This window comes from Nocardioides sp. (assembly GCF_047607185.1).
Lineage (GTDB): Bacteria > Actinomycetota > Actinomycetes > Propionibacteriales > Nocardioidaceae > Nocardioides.
In genome coordinates this window covers 15,301-31,304 of sequence record NZ_JASGDQ010000008.1, presented here as the reverse complement: position 1 = coordinate 31,304, position 16,004 = coordinate 15,301, and the positions used below count along the sequence as shown (strand labels likewise).

The window sequence follows — 16,004 nt, the reverse complement described above, 5'->3', positions numbered from 1 at the left end:
TTCCAGGGCGTGGCTGAGTGCCGCCGACGAGGGAGCCGTGGCGGAGCCACGGCGACTGAGGAGAAGGTGCTCAGGCACGTGCTGGGGCGGCGGCGCGCCGACTCTGCCCTACCTGCGGAATCTCTTAGTGGAAGGAGTCTCCGCAGGCGCAGGAGCCGGTGGCGTTGGGGTTGTCGATGGTGAAACCCTGCTTCTCGATGGTGTCGACGAAGTCGATCAGCGCGCCGTTGAGGTAGGGGCTGCTCATCCGGTCGACGACCACGTTGACGCCGTCGAAGTCGGTGACGATGTCACCGTCGAGGCTGCGCTCGTCGAAGAACAGCTGGTAGCGCAGGCCGGAGCAGCCACCGGGCTGGACCGAGATGCGCAGGCTGAGGTCGTCGCGGCCCTCCTGCTCCAGGAGGCTCTTCACCTTGGCCGCGGCCTCGGGGCTGATGTTGATGCTGTCGGCGCGGCGCTCGAAGGTGGTGTCGGTCATCGTTGCTCCCTCAGGGGTGCGGAACAGGTCTGTACGTAGGGGTCAAGCATCGCACACCGGTGGCTATTCCCTCACGGCCTCGACCAAGTCCTGGCCACGCGCTCGGCCAGCCGCTCCAGCGAGCCGCGCGGATCGGCCAGGGCCGCTCGCTCCCCCACCAGATCGACGAGGGAGTACGCCGACTCCACGCCGAGCGCACGCATCTCCCGCGCCCCGACGTCCACCCGGCCGGCGAGCACCACGCACGGCCTGGCTGCTGCCGCAGCCGCCTCGGCGACGCCATGGGGCACCTTGCCGGCCCGGCTGGAGAAGTCGAAGGCGCCCTCCCCGGTGACGACCAGGTCGGCCGCCCTGGCTCGCTCCGGCAGCCCGATCGCCTCGGCCACCAGGCTGACGCCGGGTGACTGGGTGGCGCCGAGCAGCAGCAGCGCGTAGCCGAGCCCACCGGCGGCACCGGCACCCTTCTCGAGGGCGAGCCGCCGGTCGGCGGCAGCGGCGAGATCCTGCAGCGCACCGTCGAGCACCGGCAGCCGGTCCTCGGCGAGCCCCTTCTGCGGTCCGAACGTCTTGGTCGCGCCGAAGAGCCCGGTCAGCGGGCTGTCGACGTCGGTCGCCGCAACGATCTCGAGGTCGACTCTCGGCAGGCTCACGGTGCCGATGCCGGCCAGCGCGGCGCCGCCCTGGTCGAGCGGCCGGTCGGCGGTGGCGCCGAGGGCGGCCAGCAGGCCGGCGCCGCCATCGTTGCTGCCGCTGCCGCCGAGACCCACCACGACCCGGCTCGCGCCGGCGTCCCGGGCGGCGAGGAGCAGCTCCCCCACGCCGTACGTCGTGGCGTGCTCGGCGCCCCGACCGCCGGTCAGCGCGAGCCCGCAGGCCTGTGCCGACTCGACATAGGCGGTGCCGTCGGCCAGGAGCAGCGTGGCGGGCGTCGGGTCGCCGTGCGGCCCTCGGACGGTCACCGCCAGCAGCTCTCCGCCGAGCGCGCTCTGGAGCACGTCGACGAACCCGGGGCCGCCGTCGGCCATCGGCGCCAGGTCCAGCTCGTCGGCCGGCGCCCGCCGTGCCCAGCCGGCGGCGATGGCGGTCGCGGCCTCCGGAGCGGTCAGCGTGCCGGCGTACTTGTCCGGGGCGATCAGAACCCGCATAAGGCTCACCCTAGAGCGACCCCAGGCGGGATGAAGTCGGCCCGCTCGAGTGTTGGGCCGGTGGCTGCCCGGACCGCGGGCCACTCCTAGGATGGATGACGTGGCGACGATCGACCTTCCCCTACTGCCGCTGGGTCGCGGCATCGACCTCGACTCCGAGCGCGGCGTGGAGTGCCCCGGCGACCTGCCGCCGGCCTCCGACCCCTCGCTGGTGGCGCGTGCCGGAGCCGCCAAGGCGGCACTCGGCGACCGGGTCTTCGTGCTCGGTCACCACTACCAGCGCGACGAGGTGATCCAGTTCGCGGACGTCACCGGCGACTCGTTCAAGCTGGCCCGTGACGCGGCGGCGCGGCCGGAGGCGGAGTTCATCGTCTTCTGCGGCGTCCACTTCATGGCCGAGTCGGCCGACATCCTCACCTCGCCGGCACAGCGGGTGGTGCTTCCCGACCTGGCCGCGGGCTGCTCGATGGCCGACATGGCCAAGCTGTCGCAGGTCGAGGCGGCTTGGGAGGCGCTCGCGGCCGCCGGCATCCAGGACCAGGTGGTGCCGGTCACCTACATGAACTCCTCGGCCGACATCAAGGCGTTCTGCGGCCGCAACGGCGGGGTGGTGTGCACCTCCTCCAACGCGCAGACGGTGCTGGAGTGGGCCTTCGAGCAAGGCAGCAAGGTGCTGTTCCTGCCCGACCAGCACCTCGGTCGCAATACGGCGGTGCTCAAGCTCGGCATCCCGCTGGAGAAGTGCGTGGTGTGGAGCCCCCGGCTCCCCGACGGTGGCCTCACCGCCGAGCAACTCGCCGACGCGACGATGATCCTGTGGCAGGGCCATTGCTCGGTGCACGGCCGGTTCTCCCCCGACACCATCGACGAGCTCCGCGCGACCGTCCCCGGCATCCAGGTGCTGGTCCACCCCGAGTGCCAGCACGAGGTGGTGCTCAAGGCCGATCTGATCGGCTCGACGGAGTTCATCATCAAGACCATCGAGGAGGCTCCGGCGGGCTCTGCCTGGGCGATCGGTACCGAGCTCAACCTGGTGCAGCGGCTGGCGAAGGCCCACCCGGACAAGCGGATCGTCTTCCTCGACCGCAACGTCTGCTACTGCTCGACGATGAACCGCATCGACCTGCCCCACTTCGTGTGGGCGCTGGAGTCGCTGGTGGCCGGGGTGGTGCCCAACGTGATCGAGGTCGACCCCGAGACCGAGCGCGACGCCAAGATCGCGCTGCAGCGGATGCTCGACCTGCCGGGCAAGACGCACCGGGACTGAGGGGCAGGGCCACTTCTCGCGCCGCCCTCCTGGCGACACGCCGCAGCCCCGGCGTGTCGCCGCAGCGGAGCGCCCCGGCGTGGCCCCGAGACCTTCAGGCCGGCAGCGTGACGGTAATGGTCGTGTCGCCGGGGCGGCTCGCCAGCGACACGGTGCCGCCGTGGGAGGCGACGATCGCCTGCACCAGGGACAGGCCCAGGCCGGCGCCGCCGTCGGTGCCGGTGTGGGCGCGCGACTCGTCGCCACGGACGAACCGCTCGAAGGCGTGGTCGACGAGGTCGGCCGGGAAGCCGGGGCCGTCGTCGTGCACCGCGAAGCCGTGGTCGAGCACCGTCACGGTCACGGTCGTCCCCGCCGGCGTGTAGACGCGGGCGTTGGTGAGCAGGTTGGTGATCACCTGGTGGAGTCGTTGCTCGTCGCCGGTCACCTCGACCGGCTGCTCGGGCGCGGAGAAGACCCAGTGATGGCTGGGCGCGACGACCCGGGCGTCGGAGACGGCCTCCAGCAGCAGCCGGGTCAGGTCCACCTCCCCCTGCGACAGCGGCCGTCCGGAGTCCAACCGGGCCAGGAGCAGCAGGTCCTCGACCAGGCCGGTCATCCGGCCCGACTCCTCCTCTACCTTCGCCAGCGCGGTGGGCACCGTCTCCGGACGCCTTCGGGCCAGCTCGGTGTAGCCGCGGATGGTGGTCAGCGGGGTGCGCAACTCATGGGAGGCGTCGGCGACGAACTGCCGCACCTGCTGCTCGCTGCGGTGCCGCGAGGCGAGCGAGCTCTCGACGTGGGCGAGCAGGGTGTTGAGCGCGGCGCCCACCTGGCCGACCTCGGTCCGCTCGTCGGTCAGGCTTGCGGGGACCCGCTGGGTCACCCCGACGTCGCCGGAGTCCAGCGGCAGCCCGGCAACGGTGTGGGCGGTGGCGGCGACCTTGCGCAGCGGCCGGAGCTGTCGTCGTACGACGACGAAGCCAGCGCCGGAGGCAGCCAGGGCCCCGAGCAGCACGAGCACCACCTCCCACCGGATCAGGGAGTTGACCGTCTCCGTGACGTCGGTCACCGGTAGGCCCGTGACCAGGGAGCCGCCCGAGCCGTCCTCGACCTTCGTCACGTGATAGGTCCCCAGGCCGAGCAGATCGACCGGATACACCTGCTGGTCGTCCGGCACGTCGACCAGCGCCGTCAACACCTCCTCGCCGACCATCTCGGTGTCGTTGGGAGTATCACCCAGGATGCAGCCCTCGCTCGTCTCCCCGTCCAGCGACGCGTTGAGGGTGCCGGGCGGCTGGGACCTACCGCCGAAACAGATCATGGACGACGACTGCTCGGTCGGCGCCTTGTCCGGCGGATTGCCCGGACCGCCCGGGCCGCCCTGCACCTGCAGGCTGCGCGCCGAACGTTGCACGTCCTCGTCGAGGCGATCGGTCAGAAAGGAACGCATCGCCAGCGTGGTCACGAGTGCGATGAGCGCCGAGACCACCAGGACCAGGGCCACAGCGGTGACGACCAGGCGGATAGTCAAGGGTGCGCGCATACGCCTCAGACTAGGTTGCCGGCTTGAGGACATAGCCCGCGCCGCGCAAGGTGTGGATCATCGGAGCGCGGCCGGCGTCGATCTTCTTGCGCAGGTAGGAGATGTAGAGCTCGACGACATTGGCCTGGCCACCGAAGTCGTAGTTCCAGACCCGATCGAGGATCTGGGCCTTGGAGAGCACCCGCCGCTGGTTGCGCATCAGGTAGCGCAGCAGCTCGAACTCGGTCGCGGTGAGGCTGATCTCGTCCTCGCCGCGGAAGACCTCGTGGCTGTCCTCGTCGAGCCGCAGGTCGCCGACGACCAGAACCGAGGAGGAGACCTGCTGACGGGCGCCGGCGCGGCGGACGAGACCACGCAGCCGGGCCACGACCTCCTCCAGCGAGAACGGCTTGGTGACGTAGTCGTCGCCACCGGCGGTCAGGCCGGCGATGCGGTCCTCGACGGCGTCCTTCGCGGTCAGGAAGACGACCGGCAGGTCGGGGTCGGTCTGCCGCAGTCGGCGCAGCACCTCGAGGCCGTCGAAGTCGGGCAGCATCATGTCGAGCACGACCGCGTCGGGCTCGAGGCGCTTGGCCACCGAGACCGCCTTGCTGCCGCTGTGGGCCGCCTCGACCTGCCAGCCCTCGTAGCGCAGCGCCATGCAGATCAACTCGGCGATATTGACCTCGTCGTCGACCACCAGCACCCGCAGGGGCGAGCCGTCGGGACGGGTCAAGGTGCCGTTGGGGTCTGAAGCGGTGTCGATCATGTTCACTAGCGTCCTCCTTCAGTCTGTGATCTGTCTGTGAGGGGCCTGTTTCCTTGCTGCGGCCTGTGCCCGAGCTGAGCGCTGCCCGCCATCTGGTTACCGTCCGGGCGGCGCGCCACCGCCACCGCCGCCACCACCACCACCGCCAGGGAGACCGCCACCGCCGCCGCCACCGAAGCCGCTGGGTCCGTCGGTGCCGGTCTCGCTGCTGTCGGCGGTCGGGAGCGCCTGGTCGAGGTCGGCGAGCACCACCGTGGTGCCGACGTCGAGACCGTCGGTGATCTCGGTCAGCTTGGTGCCGACGACACCGGTGGTGACCCGCTGACGGCTGGTGACGCCATTGCTGAGCACGGTGACCGTGTCGTCGCTGACCGCACTGGTGGGAACCGTGACGACGTCGGTGACCGTGCCGACCACGATCTCCACGCTCGCCGTGGTGCCGCTGGGCAGGGCGAGCCCGGCGTCGGACAGCGTGATCAGGATGGGGTACGTCGAGGAGTCGTCGGGAGTCTCGGCGATCCGCGTCACCGTGCCGGCGAGCGGCTCGTCCGCGCCGGCCGGCGTCACCTCGGCCTGCTGACCCACGGCAAGTTTGGTCAGGTCGGTCGTGCTGACGTCGATGCTGGCGGTCGTGGTGCCTTCTCCGATCAGCACGACGGCGGTGGAGCCCGCGCTGGCGCTGTCACTCTCGGCGATGTCGACCTCGGCGATCGTGCCGGAGTGAGGTGCGGTGACGACCGCTCCGGCGAGTGCCTGCTTGGCCTCGATCACCGCCACCTTGGCCTCGTCGATATTCGCCTGATCGCTCGCAAGGGTGGCGGCGGTGACCGTCTCACCGCTCGCTTCGCTGCTCGTGGACGAAGAGCTGGAGCTGGTCTGCTTCCCGGTGGATCCGCTCTGGGTTCCCTGAGTCGACTGGGTGCTGGAGCTGCCGGTCGACGACTCGGCGTCCTCGTCGCTCTCCTCCTGGGACGACTCGACGGTCGTGACGGCTTCGGTCAGCGTGGTGGAGAGGGTTTCCAGAGCGGTCTGGAGACCGGCCTGGGCGGCTGCGACGTCGTCCTGAGCCTCCTGGACAGCGGCGAGCGCGTCGGTGCACGCCTTGACCGCAGCGTCATCGACGGTGGCTGCGGAGCTGTCGTCGCTCCCACCGTCGGAGTTGTCAGAACCGTCTGAGTCGTCCGAGCCGTCGTCCGAGCCGTCGGAGTCATCGGTCCCACCGGAGTCTCCGGAGCCCGATGACGTGTAGGCATCCTCACAGGCTGCGGTCTGTGCCGCGAGCTTGTCCTTGGCGGTGGCGATCGCAGTGGTCGCCGTGCTCTGTGCGCTGGTGACGTCGGTCTGCTCAGCGGCGAGCTCGGCGAGCACCTCGGCCACGGCGGCATCGGACTCGTCCGAGTCGGAGGAGCTACTGGAGTCGGTGGAGGCGGTCGAGCTCGGCGTGACCAGGCCGCTGCCCTTCTTGGTGCTCGACGAGCTGGCCGAGCTGACCTCCTCGGCCTGAGTCTCCTCGTCGTCCTCGAGTTGGGCCCGGGCGGAGGCGAGCTGCGCCTGCGCCTTCGTCAGGGTGCGACGCAGCGAGGCGGTGTCGAGCCGGGCGAGCACGTCGCCGGCGGCCACCTCGTCACCGGTAGCGACCAGGACCTCGGCGACCGTGCCGGAGGTGCCGAAGCCCAGGTCGGCCCGGCCGGAGGACTCCAGTGTGCCGGAGGAGGCGAGCGTCTCCTGGACCTCGCCCAGGGCGGCGGTCGTGGTGCGGTAGTGGCCGGCGCTCTCGCCGGTGGCGGCGTACGTCGCCCAACCACCTCCGACGAGCGCCGCCGCCAGCCCGCCGACGACCAGATTGCGGGGTCGCAACAGCCGGGTCACGAGGCGCCCCCGGCGTTGTCATCGCCGCCGCCGCGCGGGCCGCCGGAGCCACCACCGCCGAAGCCGCTGGTGCAGCTGCCGTCGACCGCCTGACTGACAGAGATCTGCTCGGCGGTGACGGCCCCGGTGTCGTCGGTCTGGCCGGTGGCGGTGACGCAGACGCCAACCTTCAGCGCGTCGGCGGAGGCGTCGGCGGTGGTCGTGTAGGTGGTGTCAGCGCTGACGGTGACCTCGACGGTCTGGTCGCCCTGGGTGATGGTGAAGCCCGTGTCGGAGACGGCGGAGACCGCTCCGAGCGTACCGAAGCCGCCCGGCGCGGCCTGGCCGCCGGAGCCGCCGGAGGGCATCGCGTCGCTCGGGAGGTCCGAGGGCCGGTCGGTCGGCATCCCGGACGGGGCGCCCGACGGCATCTCGCCGCCGCCACCACCGGCACCACCACCGGCACCACCACCACCGGAGCCGCCACAGCTGCCGTCGTCGGAGGCTGCGGTGATCCGGACGGTGGCGGCGGTCACCGCGGCCGAGTCCGAGCCGGAGTCGTCGGCCGACGTCACCATGGCGCAGGACCCGACCTTGACGTCGGCAAGGGTGGCGTCGACCTGCTCGGTGAAGGCGGTGGAGTCGGTATAGGTCACCGCCGTCTGGCCCGACTGACCCTGCACCTGGAGGGTCTTGCCGCTGATGTCGGCGACCAACCCGCTGACCCCCGGCATGCCGCCGCCCATGCCACCGCCAGCCTGACCGCCGCCCTGAGCACCGTCGGAAGGCTGCCCGGTGGCGCTGTCGCTGGCGGCGCTGTCACTGGCGGCGTCCCCGTCGGAGGAGCCGCCGCAGCCCGCCAAGGTGCCGAGCACCAGCACGCCGCCGGCGAGCCCGAGCAGGGAGCGGCCGAGCACGGAATGCAGGAGCGAGGGAGTCTTCATGGAGGGAATGCCTTTCATTCGCTACGGAGGGCGTCGATGGGGGTGAGTCGGGCGGCCCGGCTCGCGGGATAGACCCCGAAGCCGACGCCGAGGGCGAGCGCGGTGCCGAGCGCGGCGCAGGTGGCCAGGAGCGAGATGGAGACCGGTTGGTCGATGAGTGAGGGCAGCACCAGCGCGCCGGCGAACCCGATCAGCACGCCGATGGCGCCACCGGCCAGGCCGAGCAAGGACGCCTCCACCAAGAACTGCCGCCTGATCACCGCTGGGGTGGCGCCGATCGCCTTGCGCAGGCCGATCTCCCGGATCCGCTCGGTGACGGAGACGAGCATGATGTTCATGACGCCGATGCCCCCGACGAGCAGGGAGATGGCCGCGACACCGGCGAGCAGCACCGTCATGGTCTCGTTGGTCGAGTTCGCGGTCTCCACGAGGGACTCCTGCGAGGAGATGCTGAAGTCGGCCTCGTCGGAGGTGACGCCGTGGGCGTTGAGCAGCAGCGCGTTGATCTCCTGGTACGCCGCCGAGAGGGTTTGGTCCGAGCCCGCCTCGACGTAGATCGTGCTCACCGCTGTGTCGGTCGACCCGGTCAACTGCTTCTCGGTGTTGATCGGCATGACCGCCTGGTCGTCCTCCGAGGAACTGCCGCTGGTCGATGCGCCGCTCTCGGCAAGAATCCCGATGACGGTGAACTCGGCGTCGCCGATGCTGACCGTCTGGCCGACGGGGCTGACCGGCGTGGTGAACAGCTCGGCGGCGGTCTCCGAGGCGAGCACGACCACCTTCGCGGCCGAGGTGACCTCGGCGCTGGTGAAGAACCGCCCCTCGGCCAGGGTCCGGCTCCGGACATCCAGCCAACTCGTGGTGGTGCCGGTCAGCGTAGTGGTCCAGTTGGTCTCGCCCGCCACCACCGACCCGTTGCCGGAGGAGACCGGCGCCACCTGCGCCACGTCGGGTACGACGTCGGGGTCGCCGATGGCCTCGGCGTCGGCGAGCGTCAGCGTGGTGGAGGTGCCGAAGCCGCCCCGGACGCCGCTGGAGTCCGTCGAGGAGCCGGGCGAGACGATGAGCAGGTTGCTGCCGAGCGCGCTGATCTGCTTCTTGACCTCGTCCTGGGCACCCTGGCCCAGACCGACGGTCAAGATGACCGACGAGATGCCGATCACGATGCCGAGCATGGTCAGCAACGACCGCAGCCGGTGGGACCGGATCGCGTCGCCGGCGGTCCGGAACGTCTCGAGCCAATTCACCGGGCCACCGCCGAGACCAGCATGTCGTCGGTGATGAGTCCGTCGCGGATCACCAGGTTGCGCTCAGCTCGCGCCGCCACCTCATGCTCGTGGGTGATGAGCACGATGGTGCGGCCGGAGGCGTGCAGCTCGTCGAGCAGGCCGAGCACCGCATCGGTGGAGGCGGAGTCGAGGTTTCCGGTAGGCTCGTCGGCCAGGATGATGTCGGGCTCGGTGACCAGCGCTCGCGCCACGGCGACCCGCTGCTGCTGGCCGCCGGAGAGCTCGCCGGGCCGGTTGTCGACCCGGTCGCCGAGGCCGACCCTGGTCAGCGCCGCGATGGCGCGCTCGCGCCGCTCGGCACGACTCAGGCCGGCGTACACCAACGGCAGCTCGACGTTGCGCCACGCCGACAGCGAGCGGAGCAGGTGGAACTGCTGGAAAACGAAGCCGATCCGTCGGTTGCGTACGACGGCCAGTTGGCTCTCGGACATCGTCGAGACGTCCTCGCCGCCGAGCAGGTAGGTGCCCTCGGTGGGGGTGTCGAGGCAGCCGAGCAGGTTCATCAGGGTGGACTTGCCGGAGCCGGACGGGCCGATCACGGCGACGTACTCTCCCTGAGCGACCTTGATATCGATGCCGCGCAGCGCCTCGAACACCAAGCCGTTGGCGCCACCGGAGCGGTAGGTCTTGCGGACGCCCGCCAGGTCGACGACCGGCGTGCTCACGGAGCTGGTCACCGGGTGGTCCCTCCCCCGAAGCCGCCGCCGCCCTGGCCACCGCCGCCGGGCATGCCTCCGCCGTCCGGGAACTGCATCTGCTGCTGCTCCTCCTCGCCATCGCCGCTGCTGGTGCCGCCACCGGTCGGCATGGTGAAGCCGGGCACCTCGACGGTGTCTCCCTCGGCGAGACCGGAGACGACCTCGGTCTGCGTGCCATAGGTCTCACCGATCTCGACCGGGGTCTTGACCGTGGCACCGTCGACGATCTTGTCGACGTAGGTCGAGCCGTCGTCGTCGGTCTGCAGCGCCTGGCTGGCCACGACGAGGACGTCGGTCTCCTGGGAGACGATGATCGAGACGGTGGCGGAGGTGCCGGAGTAGAGATCGTCGCGCTTGCCGGTGACCTTGACGGTGACGGGGAAGACGGCGGCGCCGCTGGTGTTGGTCTGGGCGACCAGGCCCACGCTCTGGACGGTGCCGTAGACGGTGTCGCTGACGCCGCTGACGGTGATCTCGGCCTGGAGTCCGGCCTTGACGTCGGCCACGTCGGTCGCCGCCACGGTGGCGTCGACGAGGTAGGAGCCGACCGACACGATCGAGAAGGCGCTGCTGCTGGAGGTGTCCGACGAGGTGGAGCTGGTGCTGCTGCTGCCACTACTGCTGCCGGCCACATCGCCGACCTCGAGGCCGACAGCGGTCACCGTGCCGCGGATGGTCGCTCGCAGCACGGCGTCGTCGACCGCCTGCTGGGCGTCGTCGAGATCTGCCTCGGCGGCCACGACCGCCGTCTCGTCGGCGGCAAGCTGGACGTCGGAGGCGTCGTCGTCGATGTCCTCCTCGTACTGCTCCTCTGCGGCGTCCAGCGAGCTCTGCGCGGCGGTGAGGGCAGCCTGCAGTGCGGTGTCGTCGATCGCAGCGAGCTGCTGCCCCTTCTTCACCAGGTCGCCCTCGCTCACATAGACGTGGGTGACGGTGCCGGAGACCTCGAAGTCGAGGTCGGCCGTCTTCGCCGCGGCGATCGTCCCGGAGGCGGACACCGTGTCCTTCAAGGTGGTCGAGGACACCGTCGTGGTGGTGCTGGCAGCGACCGCCTGCCCGGAGGGCCGCAGCAGCAGCCATCCGCTCGCTCCGGCCGCCGCCACGAGGACGACGAGGGTGAGGACCAGCCATCTCTTAGGTTTGGGGACTCTCCATCGCACGAGAGCCGATGCTGCTCAGTCGGCCTGTGGCAACCGTCTGCTCAACCTATGCCCCACCTATGACGCGAGTCCTCTCAGACCAGCAGCTAGAGGCCGGGGGCACCCCAGATCGCCAGCCAGCGGCCGAGGTCCTGCTCGATCGGCAGCTCGCCGGCCAGGGTGTCGCGGACCTGGAGCTCGAGGAGATTGTCCCGCTGCTGTCCCCCGGCGGGGGCGAAGGGGTAGAAGGTGCCCTGCTTGTAGAGGTAGACCAGGCCGACGTGGCGACCGTCGGAGCCGACGAACGGCACCAGCGAACACAGCAGGCCCGGCCCGAAGCCGGCCTCCTCCAGGCTGGTGTTGACGGCGTGGAGTCCGGTGCACAGCGCCGTCAGGTCAGGGTTGGCGGGGTCGATCGGGTCGTGGTCGAGCTCCAGCCAGGTGTAGCCGAACCCGTCGGTAGTCGTGGTGACCCGCGGCGCGTCCGGGCCGGTGCCGACCAGCTGCTCGAGATCGGCCTGGGTGGTGGCGAACGCCGACCCGGCGGCGGCCCGGTAGCAGACCGAGCCGTCACCAGTGGCGCTCAGACCCAGGCCGGCCTGGAGGGTAATGGCGGCCGAGGGCACCGCGAAGAGGCTGTCGAGCTTGTTCTGCTTGGGCCGAGACCGGCCGGTGACGACGTCGAGCCACCTCATCGGGCGAGCTCGCTCATGACGGCCTGCTCAGCTCGGCCTCGATCTTGGCGAGCTGCTCGAGTCGCTGCTCGAGCGAGGGATGCGTCGAGGTGAGCGTCTTGAGGGAGACGCCGTTGATGGCGGGCGCGAAGAAGAAGGCGTTCATCGCATTGCCGGTGGCGCGCAGGTCGCCGGTGGGGATCTGGTTGATCTCCCCGGTGATCTTCTGCAGCGCGCTGGCCAGCGCTCGCGGCTTCATCGTCAGCTGCGCGCCGGCGCGGTCGGCAGAGAGCTCGCGGTAGCGCGAGAGCAGTCGGAGCAGCAGGAAGCTGACCGCGTAGACGACCAGGCTGACCAGCAGCACGATGACCCAGATCGGCAGGCCGTTGTTCTCCCGGCGGCCGCGGCCGCCGCCGAACATGCCGCCGTACTGCGCGCCGCGAGCCAACATGCCGGCGACGATGCCGGCCGAGGAGGCGACCGTCATGACGAGTACGTCGCGGTGGGCGACGTGGGAGAGCTCGTGGGCCAGCACGCCCTCCAGCTCCTCGGTAGTGAGTCGCTTGAGGATGCCGGTGGTGACCACGACGACGGCCCGGTTCGGCGACCGGCCGGTGGCGAACGCGTTGGGCAGGTCGGTGTCGGCGACCCCCACCCGCGGCTTCGGCATGTCGGCCAGCGCACAGAGCCGCTCGATCATGGCGTGCAGCTCGGGCGCCTGCTCCGGACTGACCTCGCGTGCCCGCATCGCCTTCATGGCGAGCGTGTCGGAGCTGTACCACTGCCACCAGGCGATGCCCAGCCCGATCAGTCCGATGATGGGCGCGTACTGCGGCGGGAAGAGCGCCATCAGGACGGCCACCAGCCCGACCAGCAGCCCACCCAGCAGCAGCATGACGGTGGTCATCCGGACGGTCAGACCGGTGTCGCCGACGAACCTCGTGCGTGCCATGTCTCAAGTGTCGCCGACCCTCCAAAGAGGGCCGCGCGTCAGGACTCGGTGCTCTTCGGCGCCTCGACGGCGACCTCCTCGACCGCGTCGAGGATCGGACCGGACTCGATGGCCTCCGGGGTCGGCGCGGCGGCCACCGCGTCGGGCGCGACCTGGCCCTTGAGTCGGGCCAGCTCGGCCTCGACGTCGGCGGAGGAGGAGAGCGCCTCAAGCTCGCGAGAGATGTCGTCACCACGGTTGAGAGAGGTGACGTCGTCGAGCGCGCCGGAGGCGATCAGCTCGTCGACCGCGCCGGCACGGGCCTGCATCTGCGCGGTCTTGTCCTCGGCCCGCTGGATCGCGGCGCCGACGTCGCCGAGCTCGTCGCCGATGCCGGCGACGGCGTCGTTGATCTTGGTCTGCGCCTCGGCTGCGGTGTAGGTGGCCTTGATCGTCTCCTTGCGGGTGCGGAAGGCCTCCACCCGGGCCTGCAGCCGCTGCGAGGCCAGGGTGAGCTTCTCCTCCTCGCCCTGGAGCGCGGCGTACTGCGTCTGCAGGTCGCTGATCTGGGAGGTGAGCCCGGACTTGCGGGTCAGTGCCTCGCGGGCGAGGTCCTCGCGGCCGACCTGGATCGCCTTCTCGGCCTGCTCCTGCAGCTTGGCCGCCTGCTGCTGGAGCTGGTTGACCTGCAGCTCGACCCGTTTGCGGCTGGTCGCGACGTCGGCGACGCCCTTGCGCACCTTGGTCAGCAGCTCCAGCTGCTTCTGGTAGCTGTAGTCCAACGTCTCGCGCGGATCCTCGGCTTTGTCGAGGGCCTTGTTGGCCTTCGACTTGAAGATCAGGACGAAGCGGCTCCAGAGACTCATGACGGTCGTTTGCCTCTCACACAGGATGGTCTTGCCCTCACCCTAGCGCGCCTACGCGCGCTGCCTCCCACCGCTCGACGCTCGACCTCGCCCAGTCGTCTACGGCGCAAAGCCGACCGAGCGGGAGGAGGCGGATACGCTGGGCCCGTCGTACGACGCCACCGACCGTTCGAAGATAGGCCGCCTCAGTTGTTCCGCCGCAAGTCCGAGTCAGATGCCACCGCGACCGTCGAGGAGCCCAAGCCTGGGGGCAAGGGCCGGCCGACGCCGACCCGCAAGGAGGCCGAGGCCGCCCGGCTGGCACGAGTGCGGCAGCCGCGCACCCGCAAGGAGCAGGCGGCCGCCCGCGCCCGCAACTCCGAGAAGATCCGGCAGGCCATGAAGACCGGCGACGACCGCTACCTGCCGACCCGCGACAAGGGCCCGGTCCGGCGGTTCGTGCGTGACTACGTCGACACCAAGTTCACCATCGCCGAACTGCTGATCCCAGTGCTGGTGGTCACGATGCTGTTCGGCTGGTCGGGCAACGCCCGGCTGGCCGGCTTCGCCAACCTGCTGATCCTGCTGGTCGCACTTGCCACGGTCGTCAGCATGGCGTGGCTGCGGTTCGGGCTGCACAAGCAGCTCAAGCGCCGCTTCCCCGAGGCCTCCCGCAAGGGGTTGACCTACTACGCCATCGTCCGGGCGATGCAGCTGCGCTTCCTGCGGCTGCCGAAGTCCCAGGTGAAGATCGGCGCGGACCTGCCGGAGAGCGACTACCGATCCTGAACGTCCTGCCCTCTGGAGGCTTACTCGCGACCGCGGTCACTAGCTAGGCCGACGCGACGGCGAGACCGTCTTGCGCGGGTCACGCTCGACCGCGTCGCCCAAGGCATCGTCGATGGCCTTCATCACGTCGTCATCGAGCCGCACCCCGGCGGCCTCGGCGTTCTCGGTGACCTGCTCGGGACGGCTGGCGCCGATGATCGCCGTGGCGACGTTGGGGTTGCGCAGCACCCAGGCGACGGCGAGCTGGGCCATCGAGAGTCCGGCGTCGGCAGCGATCGGGGCCAGGTCTTGGACGCGGGCGAGGATGTCGTCGCGCAGCCAGCGGGCGATGGCGCTGTCGCCGCCGGCAGTGTCGGTGGCACGGCTCCCGGCGGGCAGGGGCTGACCGGGGAGGTACTTGCCGGTCAGCACGCCCTGCAGGATCGGCGACCAGACCACCTGGCCGAGGCCCAACTCCTCGGAGACCGGGACGACCTCGGCCTCGATGACGCGCCAGAGCATGTTGTACTGCGGCTGGTTGGAGACCAGCGGGATGTGCAGCTCGCGGGCGAGCGCGTGGCCGGCGCGAATCTGGTCGGCGTTCCACTCGCTGACGCCGATGTAGAGCGCCTTCCCGGAGCGGACCACGTCGGCGAACGCCTCCATGGTCTCCTCCAGCGGCGTCTCCACGTCGTACCGGTGTGCCTGGTAGAGGTCGACGTAGTCGGTGCCCAGCCGCCGCAGCGAGCCGTCGATCGACTCCTTGATGTGCTTGCGCGACAGCCCGGAATCGTTGTGCCCCCGCCGGTTGGTGGGCCAGTAGACCTTGGTGAAGATCTCGAGGCCCTCCCGACGCTCGCCCTGCAGCGCCTTGCCGAGCACCGTCTCGGCGGCGGTGTTGGCGTAGGCGTCGGCGGTGTCGAAGGTGGTGATGCCCTCCTCGAGCGCCTGCCTGACACAGGCCAGCGCGGCGTCCTCCTCGACCTGGGAGCCGTGGGTGAGCCAGTTGCCGTAGGCGATCTCGGAGATCTTCAGACCGCTGCTGCCGAGGTGACGGAACTCCATGTCTCGACACTACTCAGGCCTGCCACTGGCAAGATGGCGGGGTGGCAGCCCCGACCGACGTCAGTGTCCGGATCGCCTGGACCTCGGACGCCGGGGCCATCGCGGCCCTGCAGCTGCGGGTGTGGCGCGAGCGGTACGCCGACATGCTGGCCGAGGGCGAGCTGCCGGCGCCCGACCGGCTGGCCGAGGAGTGGTCCGCCCTGCTGAGCCGCCCCAAGGAGGCTCGGCAGCGGGTGCTCGTCGCGCTCGAACACGCCGACGTGGTCGGCTTCGTGATCACCGGTCCCGCCGACGACCCCGACGCCGAGCCGGGCCGCGACGGCCTGGTCGCCGAGCTGACGGTGGACCCGGCACGGACCCGGCGTGGTCACGGGTCGCGGTTGCTGCAGGCCGCCGTCGACACGCTCACCGCCGACGGGTTCGCGCGCGGCCTGGCCTGGGCGCAGGCCGACGACGACCCGCTCCGCGCCCTGCTGGCCGGCGCCGGCTGGGGACCCGATGGCGCGCACCGGTCGCTGCGGGCCGAGTCGGGCGCCATCGTCAAGGAGATCAGGCTCCACACGGCGCTCACCGACTGACGACGTCATGCGTCCCGGCGGTCGAGGCCGCCAGAACGCATGACGTCCGCGTCGGCCGCACT

General features: G+C 70.7%; 16 protein-coding genes. 3 read left to right on the top strand and 13 right to left on the bottom strand.

The features are described from left to right. Positions 1-124: 124 nt before the first annotated feature. Entirely contained in the window at positions 125-478 is a 354-nt protein-coding gene (locus QM595_RS01130) for a HesB/IscA family protein (RefSeq protein ID WP_415169677.1), read from the bottom strand. 71 nt (positions 479-549) lie between these two features. Beyond that, the gene (locus QM595_RS01125; RefSeq protein ID WP_415169676.1) at positions 550-1,623 is read right to left on the bottom strand and encodes a glycerate kinase; all 1,074 of its coding nucleotides are present in this window, start codon (positions 1,621-1,623) and stop codon (positions 550-552) included. A gap of 100 nt (positions 1,624-1,723) precedes the next feature. Between QM595_RS01125 and nadA the strand changes: the two genes are divergently transcribed. Next, positions 1,724-2,890, top strand: coding sequence for a quinolinate synthase NadA (gene nadA / locus QM595_RS01120; protein ID WP_415169675.1), 1,167 nt, complete (start codon positions 1,724-1,726; stop codon positions 2,888-2,890). Between the two features lie 94 nt (positions 2,891-2,984). Here the strand turns inward: nadA and QM595_RS01115 are convergent, their stop codons facing one another. The 10 genes from QM595_RS01115 to QM595_RS01070 form a co-directional block, all read right to left on the bottom strand. Then, on the bottom strand, positions 2,985-4,415 hold the full coding sequence (locus tag QM595_RS01115; protein WP_415169674.1) for a sensor histidine kinase: 1,431 nt from the start codon (positions 4,413-4,415) through the stop codon (positions 2,985-2,987). 10 nt (positions 4,416-4,425) lie between these two features. Next, a complete protein-coding gene (locus QM595_RS01110; protein ID WP_415169678.1) occupies positions 4,426-5,163 on the bottom strand; it encodes a response regulator transcription factor in 738 nt (245 codons plus the stop codon). Positions 5,164-5,259: 96 nt separating this feature from the next. Then, on the bottom strand, positions 5,260-7,032 hold the full coding sequence (locus tag QM595_RS01105) for an HlyD family efflux transporter periplasmic adaptor subunit (protein ID WP_415169673.1): 1,773 nt from the start codon (positions 7,030-7,032) through the stop codon (positions 5,260-5,262). Next, positions 7,029-7,955 carry a hypothetical protein gene (locus tag QM595_RS01100; RefSeq protein WP_415169672.1) on the bottom strand — a complete coding sequence of 309 codons (927 nt, stop codon included), beginning with the start codon at positions 7,953-7,955 and terminating at the stop codon, positions 7,029-7,031. Before QM595_RS01100 ends, QM595_RS01105 begins: the two co-directional genes overlap by 4 nt. 14 nt (positions 7,956-7,969) lie before the next feature. Further along, positions 7,970-9,202, bottom strand: a complete 1,233-nt coding sequence (locus QM595_RS01095; RefSeq protein WP_415169671.1) for an ABC transporter permease — start codon at positions 9,200-9,202, stop codon at positions 7,970-7,972. Next, a complete protein-coding gene (locus QM595_RS01090) occupies positions 9,199-9,921 on the bottom strand; it encodes an ABC transporter ATP-binding protein (RefSeq protein ID WP_415169670.1) in 723 nt (240 codons plus the stop codon). Before QM595_RS01090 ends, QM595_RS01095 begins: the two co-directional genes overlap by 4 nt. Then, positions 9,918-11,102 (bottom strand): efflux RND transporter periplasmic adaptor subunit, encoded by a 1,185-nt coding sequence (locus QM595_RS01085; protein WP_415169669.1) that lies wholly within the window; start codon positions 11,100-11,102, stop codon positions 9,918-9,920. Before QM595_RS01085 ends, QM595_RS01090 begins: the two co-directional genes overlap by 4 nt. A gap of 86 nt (positions 11,103-11,188) precedes the next feature. Continuing rightward, a complete protein-coding gene (pspAB, locus tag QM595_RS01080; RefSeq protein ID WP_415169668.1) occupies positions 11,189-11,776 on the bottom strand; it encodes a PspA-associated protein PspAB in 588 nt (195 codons plus the stop codon). Between the two features lie 13 nt (positions 11,777-11,789). Beyond that, a complete protein-coding gene (gene htpX / locus QM595_RS01075; protein ID WP_415169667.1) occupies positions 11,790-12,707 on the bottom strand; it encodes a zinc metalloprotease HtpX in 918 nt (305 codons plus the stop codon). Positions 12,708-12,745: 38 nt separating this feature from the next. Next, entirely contained in the window at positions 12,746-13,552 is an 807-nt protein-coding gene (locus QM595_RS01070; protein ID WP_415169666.1) for a PspA/IM30 family protein, read from the bottom strand. A gap of 189 nt (positions 13,553-13,741) precedes the next feature. On the opposite strand from QM595_RS01070, the gene QM595_RS01065 reads away from it, so the two are divergent. Next, on the top strand, positions 13,742-14,320 hold the full coding sequence (locus tag QM595_RS01065; RefSeq protein ID WP_415169665.1) for a DUF3043 domain-containing protein: 579 nt from the start codon (positions 13,742-13,744) through the stop codon (positions 14,318-14,320). 39 nt (positions 14,321-14,359) lie between these two features. Here QM595_RS01065 and QM595_RS01060 read toward each other — a convergent pair whose 3' ends face one another. Next, positions 14,360-15,364, bottom strand: a complete 1,005-nt coding sequence (locus tag QM595_RS01060; protein WP_415169664.1) for an aldo/keto reductase family protein — start codon at positions 15,362-15,364, stop codon at positions 14,360-14,362. 41 nt (positions 15,365-15,405) lie between these two features. On the opposite strand from QM595_RS01060, the gene QM595_RS01055 reads away from it, so the two are divergent. Continuing rightward, a complete protein-coding gene (locus QM595_RS01055; RefSeq protein ID WP_415169663.1) occupies positions 15,406-15,942 on the top strand; it encodes a GNAT family N-acetyltransferase in 537 nt (178 codons plus the stop codon). The last annotated feature ends 62 nt before the right edge of the window (positions 15,943-16,004 follow it).

What these genes read in the sequence shown, in the direction of transcription:
- QM595_RS01115 (WP_415169674.1), bottom strand. Translation starts at nt 4,415, where the DNA reads ATGCGCGCACCCTTGACTATCCGCCTGGTCGTCACCGCTGTGGCCCTG.
- QM595_RS01125 (WP_415169676.1), bottom strand. Translation starts at nt 1,623, where the DNA reads ATGCGGGTTCTGATCGCCCCGGACAAGTACGCCGGCACGCTGACCGCT.
- pspAB (WP_415169668.1), bottom strand. Translation starts at nt 11,776, where the DNA reads ATGAGGTGGCTCGACGTCGTCACCGGCCGGTCTCGGCCCAAGCAGAAC.
- QM595_RS01130 (WP_415169677.1), bottom strand. Translation starts at nt 478, where the DNA reads ATGACCGACACCACCTTCGAGCGCCGCGCCGACAGCATCAACATCAGC.
- QM595_RS01110 (WP_415169678.1), bottom strand. Translation starts at nt 5,163, where the DNA reads ATGATCGACACCGCTTCAGACCCCAACGGCACCTTGACCCGTCCCGAC.
- QM595_RS01100 (WP_415169672.1), bottom strand. Translation starts at nt 7,955, where the DNA reads ATGAAGACTCCCTCGCTCCTGCATTCCGTGCTCGGCCGCTCCCTGCTC.
- QM595_RS01070 (WP_415169666.1), bottom strand. Translation starts at nt 13,552, where the DNA reads ATGAGTCTCTGGAGCCGCTTCGTCCTGATCTTCAAGTCGAAGGCCAAC.
- htpX (WP_415169667.1), bottom strand. Translation starts at nt 12,707, where the DNA reads ATGGCACGCACGAGGTTCGTCGGCGACACCGGTCTGACCGTCCGGATG.
- QM595_RS01060 (WP_415169664.1), bottom strand. Translation starts at nt 15,364, where the DNA reads ATGGAGTTCCGTCACCTCGGCAGCAGCGGTCTGAAGATCTCCGAGATC.